This window comes from Pseudomonas sp. RC3H12 (genome assembly GCF_018596375.1).
In the GTDB taxonomy this organism is placed as follows: domain Bacteria; phylum Pseudomonadota; class Gammaproteobacteria; order Pseudomonadales; family Pseudomonadaceae; genus Aquipseudomonas.
The window spans coordinates 116,488-131,587 of the sequence record NZ_CP075595.1; the positions used below are offsets into that span (position 1 = coordinate 116,488).

General features: G+C 63.1%; 13 protein-coding genes. 12 read left to right on the forward strand and 1 reads right to left on the reverse strand.

From position 1 onward, the window contains the following. Positions 1-19 precede the first annotated feature (19 nt). On the reverse strand, positions 20-1,570 hold the full coding sequence (gene norR, locus KHO27_RS00570) for a nitric oxide reductase transcriptional regulator NorR (protein ID WP_102682489.1): 1,551 nt from the start codon (positions 1,568-1,570) through the stop codon (positions 20-22). Positions 1,571-1,724: 154 nt separating this feature from the next. Here norR and hmpA point away from each other — a divergent pair, with 154 nt between their 5' ends. From hmpA to KHO27_RS00630, 12 genes are all read left to right on the forward strand, one after another. After that, positions 1,725-2,903, forward strand: coding sequence for an NO-inducible flavohemoprotein (hmpA, locus tag KHO27_RS00575; RefSeq protein ID WP_110700557.1), 1,179 nt, complete (start codon positions 1,725-1,727; stop codon positions 2,901-2,903). A 520-nt stretch (positions 2,904-3,423) separates the two neighbouring features. After that, positions 3,424-3,930, forward strand: coding sequence for a disulfide bond formation protein B (locus KHO27_RS00580; protein WP_023629873.1), 507 nt, complete (start codon positions 3,424-3,426; stop codon positions 3,928-3,930). 560 nt (positions 3,931-4,490) lie between these two features. Continuing rightward, positions 4,491-5,435: a ubiquinol oxidase subunit II gene (cyoA, locus tag KHO27_RS00585; RefSeq protein WP_102682486.1), complete on the forward strand. Its 945-nt coding sequence runs from the start codon at positions 4,491-4,493 to the stop codon at positions 5,433-5,435. Between the two features lie 3 nt (positions 5,436-5,438). Next, positions 5,439-7,460, forward strand: coding sequence for a cytochrome o ubiquinol oxidase subunit I (gene cyoB, locus KHO27_RS00590; protein WP_102682485.1), 2,022 nt, complete (start codon positions 5,439-5,441; stop codon positions 7,458-7,460). 3 nt (positions 7,461-7,463) lie between these two features. Continuing rightward, complete coding sequence (locus KHO27_RS00595; protein WP_023629875.1) at positions 7,464-8,087, forward strand: cytochrome o ubiquinol oxidase subunit III; 624 nt, start codon at positions 7,464-7,466, stop codon at positions 8,085-8,087. Further along, complete coding sequence (cyoD, locus tag KHO27_RS00600) at positions 8,087-8,419, forward strand: cytochrome o ubiquinol oxidase subunit IV (protein WP_023629876.1); 333 nt, start codon at positions 8,087-8,089, stop codon at positions 8,417-8,419. The genes KHO27_RS00595 and cyoD overlap by 1 nt, the downstream gene beginning before the upstream one ends. 11 nt (positions 8,420-8,430) lie before the next feature. Beyond that, positions 8,431-9,318, forward strand: a complete 888-nt coding sequence (cyoE, locus tag KHO27_RS00605; RefSeq protein WP_023629877.1) for a heme o synthase — start codon at positions 8,431-8,433, stop codon at positions 9,316-9,318. Positions 9,319-9,504: 186 nt separating this feature from the next. Then, positions 9,505-10,497 carry an isocyanide synthase family protein gene (locus tag KHO27_RS00610; protein WP_111531701.1) on the forward strand — a complete coding sequence of 331 codons (993 nt, stop codon included), beginning with the start codon at positions 9,505-9,507 and terminating at the stop codon, positions 10,495-10,497. 11 nt (positions 10,498-10,508) lie between these two features. Beyond that, positions 10,509-11,210 carry an HAD family hydrolase gene (locus tag KHO27_RS00615; protein WP_214501015.1) on the forward strand — a complete coding sequence of 234 codons (702 nt, stop codon included), beginning with the start codon at positions 10,509-10,511 and terminating at the stop codon, positions 11,208-11,210. 22 nt (positions 11,211-11,232) lie between these two features. After that, on the forward strand, positions 11,233-12,993 hold the full coding sequence (locus KHO27_RS00620; protein WP_110700549.1) for an isocyanide synthase family protein: 1,761 nt from the start codon (positions 11,233-11,235) through the stop codon (positions 12,991-12,993). Between the two features lie 219 nt (positions 12,994-13,212). After that, on the forward strand, positions 13,213-14,421 hold the full coding sequence (gene alaC / locus KHO27_RS00625; RefSeq protein WP_110700547.1) for an alanine transaminase: 1,209 nt from the start codon (positions 13,213-13,215) through the stop codon (positions 14,419-14,421). Between the two features lie 200 nt (positions 14,422-14,621). Next, positions 14,622-15,005, forward strand: a complete 384-nt coding sequence (locus KHO27_RS00630; protein WP_110700545.1) for a YkgJ family cysteine cluster protein — start codon at positions 14,622-14,624, stop codon at positions 15,003-15,005. Positions 15,006-15,100: the final 95 nt, after the last annotated feature.

Genomic DNA, 15,100 nt, shown 5'->3' on the forward strand with positions numbered 1-15,100 from the left:
GGGCTGCTTCGCAGCCCCATCAGCGCAGCCCCAAGCGCTTGGCCAACCGGCTCAGGTTGGCCCGATCCAGCCCCAGCTCCCGGGCTGCGGCTGCCCAGTTGTCCTGGTGACGATCCAGACATGCTTCGACGATCTGCCGCTGATAATCATCCACCGCCTCGCGCAGCCCCCCCTCGGGCAGCGGCGCGTCAGCCGACGGTGCCTCGGTTTCTGCCAGTATGCTCGGCGCCACGTTGCGCAGGTCGAGGTCCGCCGCTTCCAGGGTGAGGATCTTCGGCCGCCGTCCGTGCTGCCCCAATGCCTTGAGCGCCGAGCGACCGATCAGGTGTTCCAGTTCGCGCACGTTGCCCGGCCAGCCGTACGCCAGCAGGGCGGCCTGGGCGTCGGTGGACAGCCGCAGGCTCCCCAGCCCCAGGCGCGCGCGGTTCTGTTCGAGGAAAAAGCCCGCCAGCAACAGCACGTCGCGGCCTCGCTCGCGCAGGGGCGGAACTTGCAGCGGGTAGACGCTCAACCGGTGGTAGAAGTCGGCGCGGAAGTTGCCATTGCGCACCTCTTCGGCCAGGTCGCGGTTGGTCGCGGCGATCAGGCGTACATCGACCTGATGGTCGCGGTCCGAACCCAGGCGTTGCAACTGCCCGCTCTGCAACACCCGCAGCAACTTGGCCTGCACCGCCAGCGGCAGCTCGCCGACCTCGTCGAGGAACAATGTGCCGCCGTTGGCCAGCTCGAACTTGCCGCGGCGTTCACCATGGGCGCCGGTAAAGGCGCCGCGCACATGGCCGAACAGTTCACTCTCCACCAAGGTGTCGGGCAGCGCGGCGCAGTTGAGGCTGACCATCGGCTTGCCGGCACGCTGGCTGGCATGGTGCAGGGCCTGGGCCACCAGTTCCTTGCCGACGCCGGTCTCGCCGGTGATCAGCACGGTCAGGTCGCTACCGCCGACCAGGCGGATCTCCTCGACCAGGCGCTTGTGTGCCTTGCTCTGGCCGATCAGTTCGCGGTCCTGGCCGCTGGCCTGGCGATACACCTCGGCGCGCTGGTGTTCATCTTCGGCGCGCAGGGCCAGGTGCTCGATGCGCTCGGCCACGGTTACCGTGGCGGCGGCCAGGCTGGCGAAGGCCTGCAGGGCGTCGAGTTCGAGGCTCTGGAACTGGCCGGCGGTGAGCGCGTCGAGGGTCAGCAGGCCCCACGGGCGTTCGTCGACCATCAGCGGGCAGCCCATGCAGTCGTGCACCTCGAGATCCACATGGGCGGCGTCGACCAGGCCGTCGTAAGGGTCGGGCAGCGGGCTGTCGCTAGGGAAACGGGTGGGCTCGGGGCGGCTGAGCAGGGCCTGGAAGCGCGGGTGCTCGCTGACCCGGAAGCGTCGGCCCAGGGTGTCCGCCGACAAGCCATCCACCGCTAGCGGTACCAGCCATTCGCCGTCCAGGCGCAGCAGCGCCGCGGCATCGCATGGCAGCAGATCGCGCATGGCCTGCAGCAGCCGGCGGTAGCGTTCCTGGTCGGGGAGGTCGCGGGACAAGTCGCTTACCAGAGGGAGGAGGGCAGTGAGCAGGGGCTTTGCAGTCATATGGACTCCTGTTGGTCGGAATGACTATACGCCTGAGTGTGTCCTTTTGACATCGATCAATGAAAACCCCCGGTTTTACTGACGATCAAAGTTGGCACGATTGCTGAAATGGTCTACGCAACCATTCGAAGCCTCAGGCTCAGGAGTTGTCGTAATGCTCAATGCCGAACAACGTGCAATCATCAAAGCCACCGTGCCCCTGCTGGAAAGCGGTGGCGAGGCCCTGACCACCCACTTCTACAAGATGATGCTCAGCGAGTACCCCGAGGTACGTCCGCTGTTCAACCAGGCCCATCAGGCCAGCGGCGACCAGCCGCGTGCCCTGGCCAACGGCGTGCTGATGTACGCCCGGCATATCGACCAGCTCGAGCAGTTGGGCGGCCTGGTAGGCCAGATCATCAACAAGCACGTCGCCCTGCAGATTCTCCCTGAACACTACCCGATCGTCGGCAGCTGCCTGCTGCGCGCCATCGAGGAAGTGCTGGGCAAGGAGATCGCCACGGCCGAGGTGATCGCTGCCTGGGCGGCGGCCTATGGCCAGCTTGCCGACATCCTCATCGGCGCCGAGGAGAACCTGTACAAGCAGAAGGAAGAGGCTGCCGGCGGCTGGCGCGGCACCCGCGAATTCCGCCTGGTGCGCCGCGAGCAGGAAAGCCGCGAAATCGTCTCGTTCTACTTCGCGCCGGTCGATGGCAAGCCGGTGCTCAAGGCCGAGCCGGGCCAGTACATCGGCCTGAAGCTGGAAATCGATGGCCACGAGCAGCGTCGCAACTATTCGCTGTCGGCCCTGTGCGACGGTGAGCAGTACCGCATCAGCGTCAAACGCGAGGCGGGCGGCAAGGTCTCCAACTACCTGCATGATGGCTTGATGGTCGGCGATACCCTGCAACTGTTCCCGCCTTCCGGTGACTTCACCCTGGTCGCCAGCGACAAGCCGCTGGTGCTGATCAGCGGCGGTGTGGGTATCACCCCGACCCTGGCCATGCTTGAGGCGGCCCTCGAGACCGAACGCCCGGTGCACTTCATCCATTGCGCGCGCAACGGCGCGGTGCATGCCTTCCGCGACTGGATCGATGGCCTGGCGGCGCGTCACCCGCAACTCAAGCGCTTCTACTGCTACGCCGAGGAGGATGGCAGCCAGGCTGCCGACGCAGTGGGCCTGCTGGACCAGGACCTGCTGGCCGAATGGCTGCCGCGTGAGCGCGATATCGACGCCTACTTCCTCGGACCCAAGGGCTTCATGGCGGCGATCAAGCGTCAGCTCAAGGGCTTGGGTGTGCCGGAAGGGCAGAGCCGCTATGAGTTCTTCGGGCCTGCGGCGGCTTTGGAGTGAAGCGCTGAGCCCATCGCGGGGCAAGCCCGCTCCCACGAAGCCGAGGATGGCGGCGTGGGAGCGGGCTTGCCCCGCGATGGACTTCATCCCAATCGCTGCGGTTCGGCGTTCTGTCGGGCCGCCAGCACAAGGATGCTCCCGGCCGTGGGTAATCGAGAACGAAGCGGACGATGACATTCGGTGCTGTCGGCCTGGCCGAGCGCCGAACCGCAGCGATTGGGCCTAACCGATCTTCTATATAAGGAAGCGGTGAACGCGGTTACACCCGCTTTCATCTTTAATCCTCCTTTAATCACTGTATCCTTCACTCCCAGGTGTCGAGGGGCCTGCTCCTGCCCGGCACCTGGGCTGGCGCATTTTTCACGCGCGTCAGTGAACCGAAACCGACCCGCTCGGTCCTAGGTCATCAGTGGATAGCCGCGCACGCCCCCGCTCGATGCATTCAAAGGTCATCTCCAGCGTGTAGACTGGGCGCCCCTCGGGCAGCCCGCGCTGTCACTCTCCATCGAAGGAATCGGCAATGAACGAACTCTCATCGCGCCTGAATCGGGAACGGCGCTTTCTGGTGCTCCTCGGCGTGATCTGCCTGGCGCTGATCGGCGGCGCCCTGTACATGCAGGTGGTGCTGGGCGAGGCACCTTGCCCGCTGTGCATCCTGCAGCGCTATGCCCTGCTGTTCATCGCGATCTTCGCCTTCATCGCCGCCGCCATGCCCGGGCGCCGCAGCCTGACCTTCTTCGAGGCGCTGGTGGTGCTCAGCGCAATCGGTGGCATCGTTGCCGCCGGCAACCATGTGTATATACTCGCCAACCCCATGGTCAGCTGCGGTATCGACACCTTGCAGCCCATCGTCGACGACCTGCCGCTGGCCAAGCTCTGGCCGCTGGCGTTCCAGGTCGATGGGTTCTGTTCCACGCCCTACCCGCCGATCCTCGGCCTGTCCCTCGCGCAATGGGCGCTGGTGGCGTTCGTGCTGACGGCGGTGCTGGTGCCCCTGGGCATCTACCGAAACCGTCGCCGCGCTTAGACCAAAGTCCCGAATTGACCTGGGTCTATTGCGCGGCGAGATAAGCTGCAAAGGGCCCCCGATGATTGATCCAGGTCAGCCACCAGCCCTTGCGCGGCAAGGGTTTCAGGGCTACTGCGCGGGGTGCGACAAACTGTCGCGAAGTTGATTTTTTGACCAGTATTGTTACGCATTCTGTAAAAGACTGTTGCTCAATAAGTCATAGTCATCGTGGGGCGACCTATCTACAATCGCCCCCAATTTCCGTTCGGCACTGCTTGCGAGTCGCAGGATTGATGGGAGCCGCAGCGCTTTCCATTTGCTGACTTCGACAAGTTTCGCCCAACGGCGATACCGGGCGGACACCCCTCCGCGTTTTCCCGCACCAAATGGACTTGGTCTGAAGTACAGGCCTGTTGCCTACGAAACCATAAGCACCGCCAAACCGCTTGACGCCAAGATCCAGCAGTCGGATCCCTGGCAGGGGCGAGTACGGGCGCCAATTGCCGCACTTGGCAGGACGAAGTGTTGGCTACCAAAACACAAATTGCATTGAAGCAAGCTGATCTAGAGGTCGTGAGATGAGTAAAAAGCGTTACCCCAGACTGTTTGGCATATTGCCCTTTTTAGGCATGCTTTTACTCAGTGGGTGCAACTGGACCCTGCTCGATCCGAAGGGCCAGGTCGGCATTGAGCAGAAGAACCTGATCCTGATCGCCACCGGCCTGATGCTGCTGGTGGTCGTGCCCGTGATCATCATGACCCTGGCGTTCGCCTGGAAGTATCGCGCGTCCAACAAGGCCGCCACCTACACCCCCGACTGGTCGCACTCGACCAAGATCGAGGCCGCGGTGTGGATCATCCCGATCCTGATCATCATCGCCCTGGGTTACTTCACCTACCACTCCACCCACAAGCTGGACCCGTACCGTCCACTGGATTCCGATGTGAAGCCGGTGCAGATCGACGTGGTCGCGCTGGACTGGAAATGGCTGTTCATCTACCCGGAACAGGGCATCGCCACGGTCAACAAGATCGTCTTCCCGGCCAACACCCCGGTCAACTTCCGCGTGACCTCCGACGCCGTGATGAACTCCTTCTTCATCCCGGGCCTGGGTGGCCAGATCTACGCCATGGCTGGCATGACCACCAAACTGCACCTGATCGCCAACGAGAACGGTGAGTTCGACGGTATCTCCGCCAACTACAGCGGCGCCGGCTTCACCGGTATGAAATTCAAGGCAACCGCCACTTCGCAAGCCGACTTCGATGCATGGGTCGCTGAAGTGAAGGCTTCGCCGAAGAAACTGGACCAGGCCGAATACGACGCCTTGGCCAAAGCAAGCGAAAACAACCCAGTCGCGCTGTACAGCGAGGCTCCGGCTGACCAGTTCCAGCGCATCGTCGACAAGTACGAAGGCATGAACCGCGGTCGTCCGAACCACGAAGAAGCAGGCAGCAAAGACCTGGCCACTACCAAGGGTGTGGAATCGAGTATGCAACCAGCTGCCGGTGCAGAGGAGTAAGAGATGTTCGGTAAATTAACTCTGGAGGCGATACCGTATCACGAGCCGATAGTCATGGTGACGCTTGCCATGATCGCGCTCGGTGGTCTCGCTGTCGTTGGTGCCATCACCTATTTCCGCAAGTGGACCTACTTGTGGACCGAGTGGCTGACCACGGTCGACCACAAGAAAATCGGCGTGATGTACATCATCGTCGCTATGGTCATGCTGCTGCGCGGCTTCGCCGACGCGATCATGATGCGTACCCAGCTGGCCGCCGCCACCGGTGGCTCCGAAGGCTACCTGCCGCCTGAACACTATGACCAGATCTTCACCGCCCACGGTGTGATCATGATCATCTTCATGGCGATGCCGTTCTTCACCGGCCTGATGAACCTTGCGGTTCCTCTGCAGATCGGTGCACGTGACGTTGCCTTCCCGTTCCTGAACTCCCTGAGCTTCTACCTGCTGCTGGCAGGCGTGCTGCTGGTCAACATTTCGCTGGGTGTTGGTGAATTCGCCAAGACCGGCTGGGTTGCCTATCCGCCGCTCGCGGGTATCCAGTACAGCCCTGGGGTGGGTGTCGACTACTACATCTGGGCGCTACAGCTATCAGGTCTGGGTACGACGCTTACCGGCGTGAACTTCCTCGTCACCGTGATGAAGATGCGCGCCCCTGGCATGAAGCTGATGGACATGCCGATCTTCACCTGGACCTGCACCTGGGCCAACGTGCTGATCGTCGCTTCGTTCCCGATCCTCACCGCCGCACTCGCACTGCTGACTGTTGACCGTTATCTGGACTTCCACATTTTCACCAACGAGCTTGGTGGGAACCCGATGATGTACGTCAACCTGTTCTGGGCGTGGGGTCACCCTGAGGTCTACATCCTGATCCTGCCGGCCTTCGGCGTGTTCTCGGAAGTCACCTCGACCTTCGCAGGCAAGCGCCTGTTCGGTCACCACTCGATGATCTACGCATCGGGCGCGATCGCCATCCTCGGCTTTGCGGTCTGGCTGCACCACTTCTTCACCATGGGTGCCGGCGCCAGCGTCAACACCTTCTTCGGCCTGGCGACGATGCTGATCTCCATTCCGACCGGTGTGAAGCTGTTCAACTGGCTGTTCACCATCTACCAGGGCCGTCTGCGCTTCACCGCGCCGATCATGTGGACCCTGGGCTTCATGGTCACCTTCTCCATCGGTGGCATGACCGGCGTTCTGCTGGCTGTTCCAGGTGCCGACTTCGTTCTGCACAACAGCCTGTTCGTGATCGCCCACTTCCACAACGTGATCATCGGTGGCGCGGTATTCGGCTACATCGCCGGCTTCGCCTTCTGGTTCCCGAAAGCCTTCGGTTTCACCCTGAACGAGAAGTGGGGCAAGGCTGCCTTCTGGTTCTGGATCTCCGGCTTCTACGTAGCGTTCATGCCGCTGTACGCCCTGGGCTTCATGGGCATGACCCGTCGTCTGAACCACTCCGACAACCCGCTGTGGGAACCCTACCTGTACGTAGCCGTGGTCGGCGCCGTGCTGATCCTGTTCGGTATCGCCTGCCAGCTGATCCAGATCTACGTCTCGGTTCGCGATCGCAAGGACAACATGGACGTCACCGGCGACCCATGGGGCGGCCGTACCCTGGAATGGTCGACTTCGTCGCCACCTCCGTTCTACAACTTCGCCCACATGCCTGAGCACGTTGGCCTGGACGCCTGGCACGAAGCCAAGCAAGCCGGCGCCGCCTACAAGGCTCCGGCCAAGTACGAAGCGATCCACATGCCGAGCAACACCTCCACCGGTCTGTTCATGGGTCTGTTGCTGACCGTGTTCGGCTTCGCCTTCATCTGGCACATCTGGTGGCTGGTGGGTGCGAGCCTGGTTGCGACCATCGCTGTCTTCGTTCGCCACGCCGCGCGTGACGACCAGGGCTACATGGTGCCGGCCGAAGAAGTGGCGCGCATCGAAGGCGAGCGCATGAAAGCGCTGGCCAACGCTGGTGCACTGCCTGCTGGCGGCGCACGTGTCGAATCGTTTGAACGGGTGTAATCAATGTCCAGTCAAGTAATCCACGGTGGTGCGCATGGTCATGACCATGCGCACGATGACCACCACCACGACTCGGGCCAGATGACCGTACTCGGTTTCTGGCTGTACCTGATGACCGACTGCATCCTGTTTGCGTCGCTCTTCGCCACCTACGCGGTGCTGTCCGGCGGTTTCGCCGGCGGCCCGTCGGGTCACGACATCTTCCAGCTCGACTTCGTGCTGGTCGAAACCGCGTTCCTGCTGCTGTCCTCGATCACCTTCGGCTTCGCCATGCTGAAGATGTTCGCCGGCAACAAGGCAGGTGTACTGGGCTGGTTGGCTGTGACCTTCCTGTTCGGTGCAGGCTTCATCGCGATGGAAATCTATGAGTTCCATCACCTGATCGCCGAAGGCTACGGCCCGCAGCGCAGTGGCTTCCTGTCGGCGTTCTTCGCGCTGGTCGGTACCCACGGCCTGCACGTGACTGCCGGTCTGATCTGGATGGCAATCATGATGTACCAGATCAACAAGCACGGCATCACGCCGACCGCCAAGACCCGCATGAGCTGCCTGAGCCTGTTCTGGCACTTCCTCGACGTGGTCTGGATCTGCGTGTTCACCGTCGTCTACCTGCTGGGGGTTCTGTAATGGCTAGCGCACACGACACTCATCACGAAGGCAATCACGGTAGCGTGAAGTCCTACATGATCGGCTTTGTACTGTCGATCATCCTGACCGCGATCCCGTTCGGCCTGGTGATGTACCCAAGCCTGCCGAAGAACCTGACCGTCCTGATCGTGGTGGCCATGGCCGTCATCCAGGTGGTGGTGCACCTCGTGTACTTCCTGCACATGGACCGCTCGAAAGAGCAGCGCTCCAACGTGTCGACGTTCCTGTTCACCGTTCTGGTAATTGCACTGCTGGTCGGCCTGTCGCTGTGGATCATGTTCAGCATCCACTTCGAAATGCTGGCCAAGTGAGGTAAGACTGCATGTCCGTGAAGCACTTTATCCAAATCACCAAACCGGGGATCATTTTCGGTAACGTGCTTTCCGTGGCAGGCGGTTTCTTCCTTGCCGCCAAGGGGCATGTGGATTTCGCCCTGTTCCTGGCGGTGGTGATCGGTACGTCCCTGGTGGTCGCGTCCGGATGCGTGTTCAACAACTGCATCGACCGTGACATCGACCACAAGATGGAGCGCACCAAGAACCGCGTCATGGTCCAGGGCGGCATGTCGCTGCCCCTGGCGCTGATCTACGCCACCCTGCTCGGGGTGGCAGGTTTCAGCTTGCTGTATGTCCAGGCCAACCCGCTGTCGGCGTTCTGCGCCCTGGTTGGCTTCGTGGTCTACGTCGGCTTCTACAGCCTGTGGCTCAAGCGCAAATCGGTGCACGGCACCCTGGTCGGCAGCCTGTCCGGTGCCATGCCTCCGGTGATCGGCTACTGCGCGGTGAGCAACAGCTTCGACCTGGCCGCGTTCACGCTGCTGGTGATGTTCAGCCTGTGGCAGATGCCGCACAGCTTTGCCATCGCCATCTTCCGCTTCAAGGACTACAGCGCCGCCAACATCCCGGTCCTGCCGGTGGCGCGCGGTATCCTCGCGGCGAAGAAGCAGATCGTGCTGTACGTGCTGGCCTTTGTGCTCGCCACCCTGATGCTGACCCTCGGCGGCTACGCCGGCCTGGGTTATCTCGCCGTGGCGGCCGCCATGGGCCTGTACTGGCTGTACATGGCCTGGGGCGGCTACAAGGCCGAGGACGACAGCAAGTGGGCGCGCAAGGTATTCGGCTTCTCCATCCTCACCGTCACCGCCCTGAGCGTGATGATGGGCGTGGACAGCCAGACCGCGGCCGACGTGCTGATGACCTACGCACGCTGAAACACCCCAGCTGCACAAGACGCCCCGGCTTGCCGGGGCGTTTTTTTTGCCTCGGAAAATTCATTCGAAGGGCAGTTGACAGCGCCATGCCCTTTACCGGATGTTATGCGCCGTAGGTCAGGACGACCTGCAGGCCAGGGTAGGCCGCGATCCATTCGGATCGATCCACATGACAAGGACTGTTCCATGACCGAATCGAGCTCCGCTCCTTCGGCGTGCGCGGCTTCGCTGCGCCAACGCCATGCCTCTGCCAGTACCGCTACCGCGCTGGCCATCCTCGAATGCCTGTTTCGTCGGCGCAGCCTGGCCCCCGGGCAGGATGACGCGCTGGACGATGCCGTGCTCGCCCCGCACCTGCCCAAGGTGCTGCAGGCCGTCGAGCGCGGCCTGCCTGTGGAGATGGTCCTCCCGGCCTTCCCCGGCAAGTCGCCCAACCGCCAGAAGACCCTCGGCCCGCTCCCGGACCTGGCAGAGCACCATGCCATCGACGAGCTGAATCGCCTGGCTGAGGAAATCCGCGCACTGCATGCCCCCGGTGCAGTCATTCACATCTGCTCGGACGGCTATGTCTTCGCCGACCTGGTACGGGTGCCCGATGCCCATGTCCAGGCCTATACCGACGATATCCAGCGCTATGCCGGCCAGCACTATCCCGGCCGTTTCACCTTGTTCGACCTCAAGGATGCCTATCCGCAGCTGGGCTGCCTGGACTCCATGCGCGAAGAGCTGATGATCGAGCATGGCCAGTCGCTGCGCGCCCTGCAGCAGCGCTTCGAGGACGAGGAGCACATGCGGCTGATGTACTGCGGCATCCATCGTTTCCTCGCCGAGGACTACGCCGGGCTGGCGGAGTTCGAAGGCATGAGCATGAACGCGGTGAAGAAGGCGGCCAAGCCCGCCTCCCAGCGGGTGATCCAGCGTAGCGAGGCCTGGAGTGCGTTGCTGCAAGCGCGCTATCCGCATTGCCTGCGCCTGTCGATCCACCCGCAGTTGGCGGTGTCGAGCAAGATCGGCATCCGCCTGGTGCCGACCAGCGACCTGTGGCGCACCCCCTGGCATTCGGTGGCGATCAAGCGCCGTGGCGTGGTGACCCTCGACCGGCGCAGCAATGTCGATGAGCGTTACAGCCGGCTGGTATTCCGCCGTGGCCGGCCTTGCCACTACGCCAGCGCGCAGTGAGGGTGGCGCCAATGGACATACGCGCGGTTCTGTTCGACCTGGACGGCACCCTGGTCGATACCCTGCCTGATATCGCCTGGTGCCTGAATCATGTGCTGAGCCTGTATGGGCTGCGCACGCTGCAGCCGGAGGAGGTGCGCGGCATGATCGGCGGCGGTGTGGCGGCGATGCTCGAAAGGGCCGCCGTCGGCCTCGACGCCGAGCAATGCCAACGCCTGCATGACGACTACAGCAGCTGCTATCACGACAACCTGGTCCGGCGTTCCCGAGTATTCCCAGGTTGTATCGGCCTGATCGAGAGGATTGCCGGCAAAGGGCTGCCCATGGCCCTCGTCACCAACAAGGCCCAGACCCTCGCCGAGCGTGTCGTGCAAGGGCTGCTGCCCGCGCAGCGATTTGCCGCAGTGTTCGGTCATCGCCCCGGCGAGCGGCTCAAGCCGGCACCGGACATCGCGCTGCAGGCTGCCGAGCGGTTGGGCATCGACCCCGGCCACTGCCTGTTTGTCGGCGATACCCCCATCGACCTGTTGACCGCCAAGGCCGCCGGCATGCCCGCCGCCGCCGTCGGTTGGGGCTACGGCGAGTGGCAAGCGTTGCTCGAGCAGCGGCCACAGTTCCATTGCCAGCAACCCTTGCAGCTGCTCCGGGCCTTGCACCCGGAGCAACTGCGCCACTGTGCAAGCCAATCCGCAACGCCAATCGGTTCGCTGTAGCCGTTCTCAAGGAAGATACGACATGCAAGACAAAGACAGCTGGATGGATGCCGTCGGCCAGGTGCTGGACGGTTACCTGCTCAAGGCTCAGGACGACCGCTTCGACCAAGCGGGCAGGGCGCACCTGGCCCGCGACCTGGCGCGCTGCTTCGACAGCGGCGAGCCCCTGCGCATGGTGTTGCCGGGTTTCCCGTGCAAGTCGCCGAATGATCACGACAAGACCTTTGGCGTGCTGCCCGATCATGGCGAGGTGATCGCCATCGAGCGCCTCGACCGCCTCGCCCAGGAACTCGCCGAGCTCCACGCCCCTGGCTGCGAGATCGCAATCCTCAGCGACGGCACCACCTTCAACGATATCGTCGGCGTGCCGGACGACGTGCGCCGCGCCTACAACCAGGCGCTGCGCACCCTGTGCACGACCCATTGCATCCGCTGGGTGAGCATGGAAGACCTGTTCCCCCAGGCCAGCAGTGCCGAGGCCCTGCGCGCCACCCTGATCAAGCAGGCCCGCCTGCCGTGGAAGAACGTCGAAGCGCTGATCGAGCAGTGCCAGCACGACGAGGCCCTGGGCCGGACCCACGACAAGTTGTGCAGCCACCTCTACAACGACCTGCGCCTATGCCGTCAGGCCGGGCAGGACGAAGACGAGCACCTGCGCCAGATCAGCTACAAGGCCTACCAGATGATGCTGCGCGGCCAGGCCTTGAATGCGGCGGTCGAGCGGTTTTTCCCCGGGCACGTGCGCTTGTCGGTGCACCAGTACGACAACGCCGGCCCCAAGTTCACCGTAGCCCTGGCCGAGGGGCTCGATCATGTAGCCAGCCCCTGGCATGCAGTGCCGGTGCGCCAGCTGGACGGTCGCCAGACCCTGCGCAGCCGCGCGCAGATCGACCCCGCGCGGCATGTGCTGGTGACCTGGCAGGGGCAGCCATGGCTGTTCCATGAAACAGCGGGCGAGGCGCTTGAGGGCTTCAACTTCACATTGCAGAAGCTCCCCTTGTTCGGGTTGCTGGTCAGCGACCCGCTGGGGCTGGGTTTCCAGCGACTGTCCACCGAGACCTTGCAGGCACTGGTGCGCAGTTTCGGTTTTGTCTGCCTCAGAGGCTGTGAATTCACCGACCAGCAGGCATTCGCCGCCGACTGCGAGCGTTTCGGCACCATCTACCGTTGGTCCTTTGGTGAGGTACATGTGGTCAAGCCGGCCGACCAGCCCCAAGGCGTGGTGCATTCACTGGAGAAGACGCCCTTGCACTGGGACCTCAACATGCTGCCCGACAGCGATCCGCTGGTGCAGCGCGATCCCAAGTTCTGCGCCCACACCTTCATGCTGTATTGCAAGACGCCGCCACAGCCGGGGGAAGGGCAGACCACGGTCGTCGACAGCCGCAACGCCTTGCGCAAGGTGGGCCTGCGCACCGCCCGCCAGTGGCAGGGCATCGATTTGACCTACTACACGCGCATGACCTATTTCGGCGGTTCGCCGCGCAGCTACTCGCTGGTCGACCTCGATCCGCGCAATGGCGAGCGGGTACTGCGCTACCAGGAGGGCTGCCAGTCGTCGTTACAGACCCTCGAACAGAAGGTGCAGGGGCACGACGAGGACTTCCAGCAGGCATTGATCAGCCAGCTCGACGAACTGGTCTACGACCCCGAATGCCTGATTGCCCATGAGTGGCAGGCGGGTGACCTGGTGCTGATCGACAACTACCAGACCTTGCACGGGCGCCTGCCGATGAGCGCGGCCTCGGCCGCGCGCGAACTGTGGCGGGTGCAGGTCTACTGAGCCCTTTGACGGCGGTGCTTGCCGGTGTTTCGGCAAGCACCGCCTGCTGAGGCGGATTCTGTAATTGCGTTTTTTTCAAATGAAGTGGCTGAAAAAATCTAATAAAACAGGAAATTATCCTTTACGAAGTGATCGTGGCGGGATTATGTTGTTTGTCGGCCGCCGCAGCGGCCAGCGTCGCTCGGACGGTTCCGGGCGCTTACGTCTCTCGAGGAACACATGGCCAACCCAGGTTCGCCGCGCCGCTTTGCGCGCATCGATCGTCTCCCCCCTTACGTCTTCAACATTACTGCCGAGCTCAAGATGGCCGCCCGCCGCCGTGGCGAGGACATCATCGACCTGAGCATGGGCAACCCCGATGGCGCCACCCCGCCGCACATCGTCGAGAAGCTGGTGCAGGTCGCCCAGCGCGAAGACACCCATGGCTATTCCACCTCCCGTGGCATCCCGCGCCTGCGCCGCGCCATCTCCAACTGGTACAAGGAACGCTACGAGGTCGACATCGACCCGGAAAGCGAAGCCATTGTCACCATCGGCTCGAAGGAAGGCCTGGCGCACCTGATGCTCGGCACCCTCGACCACGGCGACACGGTCCTGGTGCCCAACCCCAGCTACCCGATCCACATCTACGGTGCGGTGATCGCCGGCGCCCAGGTACGCTCGGTGCCGTTGGTACCGGGCGTGGACTTCTTCAACGAGTTGGAACGGGCGATCCGCGAATCGATCCCCAAGCCGAAGATGATGATCCTCGGCTTCCCGTCCAACCCCACCGCGCAGTGCGTGGAGCTGGACTTCTTCGAACGGGTGGTGGCCCTGGCCAAGCAGTACGATGTGCTGGTGGTGCACGACCTGGCTTACGCCGACATCGTCTACGACGGCTGGAAGGCGCCGTCGATCATGCAGGTGCCGGGGGCCAAGGACATCGCGGTCGAGTTCTTCACCCTGTCCAAGAGCTACAACATGGCCGGTTGGCGGATCGGCTTCATGGTCGGCAACCCTGAGCTGGTCAGCGCCCTGGCGCGGATCAAGAGCTACCACGACTACGGCACCTTCACCCCGCTGCAGGTGGCTGCCATCGCCGCCCTGGAAGGCGACCAGCAATGCGTGCGCGATATCGCCGAGCAGTACCGCCAGCGCCGCAACCTGCTGGTCAAGGGGCTGCACGAGCTGGGCTGGATGGTCGAGAACCCCAAGGCGTCGATGTACGTGTGGGCGAAGATCCCTGAGCAGTACGCTCACCTGGGTTCGCTGGAGTTCGCGAAGAAGCTGCTGGCCGAGGCCAAGGTCTGTGTGTCGCCGGGGATCGGCTTTGGTGACTACGGCGATGATCATGTGCGCTTTGCCCTGATCGAGAACCAGGACCGTATCCGCCAGGCTATTCGCGGGATCCGCCAGATGTTCCGCGCCGATGGTTTGACCAGCAAGTAAACAGCTCGTTGCAGATCGCGGGGCAAGCCCGTTCCCACAGGCGGGATACGTTTGTGGGAGCGGGCTTGCCCCGCGATGCGTTTGCGCCGATCAGCGGCGATCTTTTTTTCATTCCCCCTCTTCTCAGCCGCCCGCGCCTGGATTACAAATAGCGCCGCGGGCGCCCGCCCCGATAACAACAACCTCCCTCCCTGGCCATCATGTCCGAACAGAACCCTTGCATGACCTGCGGCGCCTGCTGCGGCTACTTTCGTGTGTCCTTCTTCTGGGGTGAGTGCCAGTCCGCCGGTGGCCTGGTGCCCGACGACCTGGTTGTGCAGATCAACCCGACCCGCGTCGCCATGATTGGCACCGACGCCAAGCCCTGCCGTTGCGTCAGTCTCGGTGGCGAGATCGGCACGCAGGTGGCGTGCTCCATCTACGCGAATCGCTCCAGCCCCTGCCGCGAGTTTGAGGCGTCGTGGGAGAACGGCGTGCACAATCCGAGCTGTGACGACGCTCGGGCAGCCTATGGCCTGCCACCGCTGACGCCGCCGGGCGCCAACGAGCCGCATTGGCCGGATGACGGGGCGGAGGTCGCCTGAACCTGCTCGGGTCAAGCCTGCTCGTCGCGGAGCAGGCACTACCGTTCGTCGGTTGGATCCAATGAATGCATCGCTGAAACCCGCGAAACACGTGC

Coding starts and splice junctions, on each gene's coding strand:
- norR (WP_102682489.1), bottom strand. CDS start 1,570: ATGACTGCAAAGCCCCTGCTCACTGCCCTCCTCCCTCTGGTAAGCGAC.
- hmpA (WP_110700557.1), top strand. CDS start 1,725: ATGCTCAATGCCGAACAACGTGCAATCATCAAAGCCACCGTGCCCCTG.
- KHO27_RS00580 (WP_023629873.1), top strand. CDS start 3,424: ATGAACGAACTCTCATCGCGCCTGAATCGGGAACGGCGCTTTCTGGTG.
- cyoA (WP_102682486.1), top strand. CDS start 4,491: ATGAGTAAAAAGCGTTACCCCAGACTGTTTGGCATATTGCCCTTTTTA.
- cyoB (WP_102682485.1), top strand. CDS start 5,439: ATGTTCGGTAAATTAACTCTGGAGGCGATACCGTATCACGAGCCGATA.
- KHO27_RS00595 (WP_023629875.1), top strand. CDS start 7,464: ATGTCCAGTCAAGTAATCCACGGTGGTGCGCATGGTCATGACCATGCG.
- cyoD (WP_023629876.1), top strand. CDS start 8,087: ATGGCTAGCGCACACGACACTCATCACGAAGGCAATCACGGTAGCGTG.
- cyoE (WP_023629877.1), top strand. CDS start 8,431: ATGTCCGTGAAGCACTTTATCCAAATCACCAAACCGGGGATCATTTTC.
- KHO27_RS00610 (WP_111531701.1), top strand. CDS start 9,505: ATGACCGAATCGAGCTCCGCTCCTTCGGCGTGCGCGGCTTCGCTGCGC.
- KHO27_RS00615 (WP_214501015.1), top strand. CDS start 10,509: ATGGACATACGCGCGGTTCTGTTCGACCTGGACGGCACCCTGGTCGAT.
- KHO27_RS00620 (WP_110700549.1), top strand. CDS start 11,233: ATGCAAGACAAAGACAGCTGGATGGATGCCGTCGGCCAGGTGCTGGAC.
- alaC (WP_110700547.1), top strand. CDS start 13,213: ATGGCCAACCCAGGTTCGCCGCGCCGCTTTGCGCGCATCGATCGTCTC.
- KHO27_RS00630 (WP_110700545.1), top strand. CDS start 14,622: ATGTCCGAACAGAACCCTTGCATGACCTGCGGCGCCTGCTGCGGCTAC.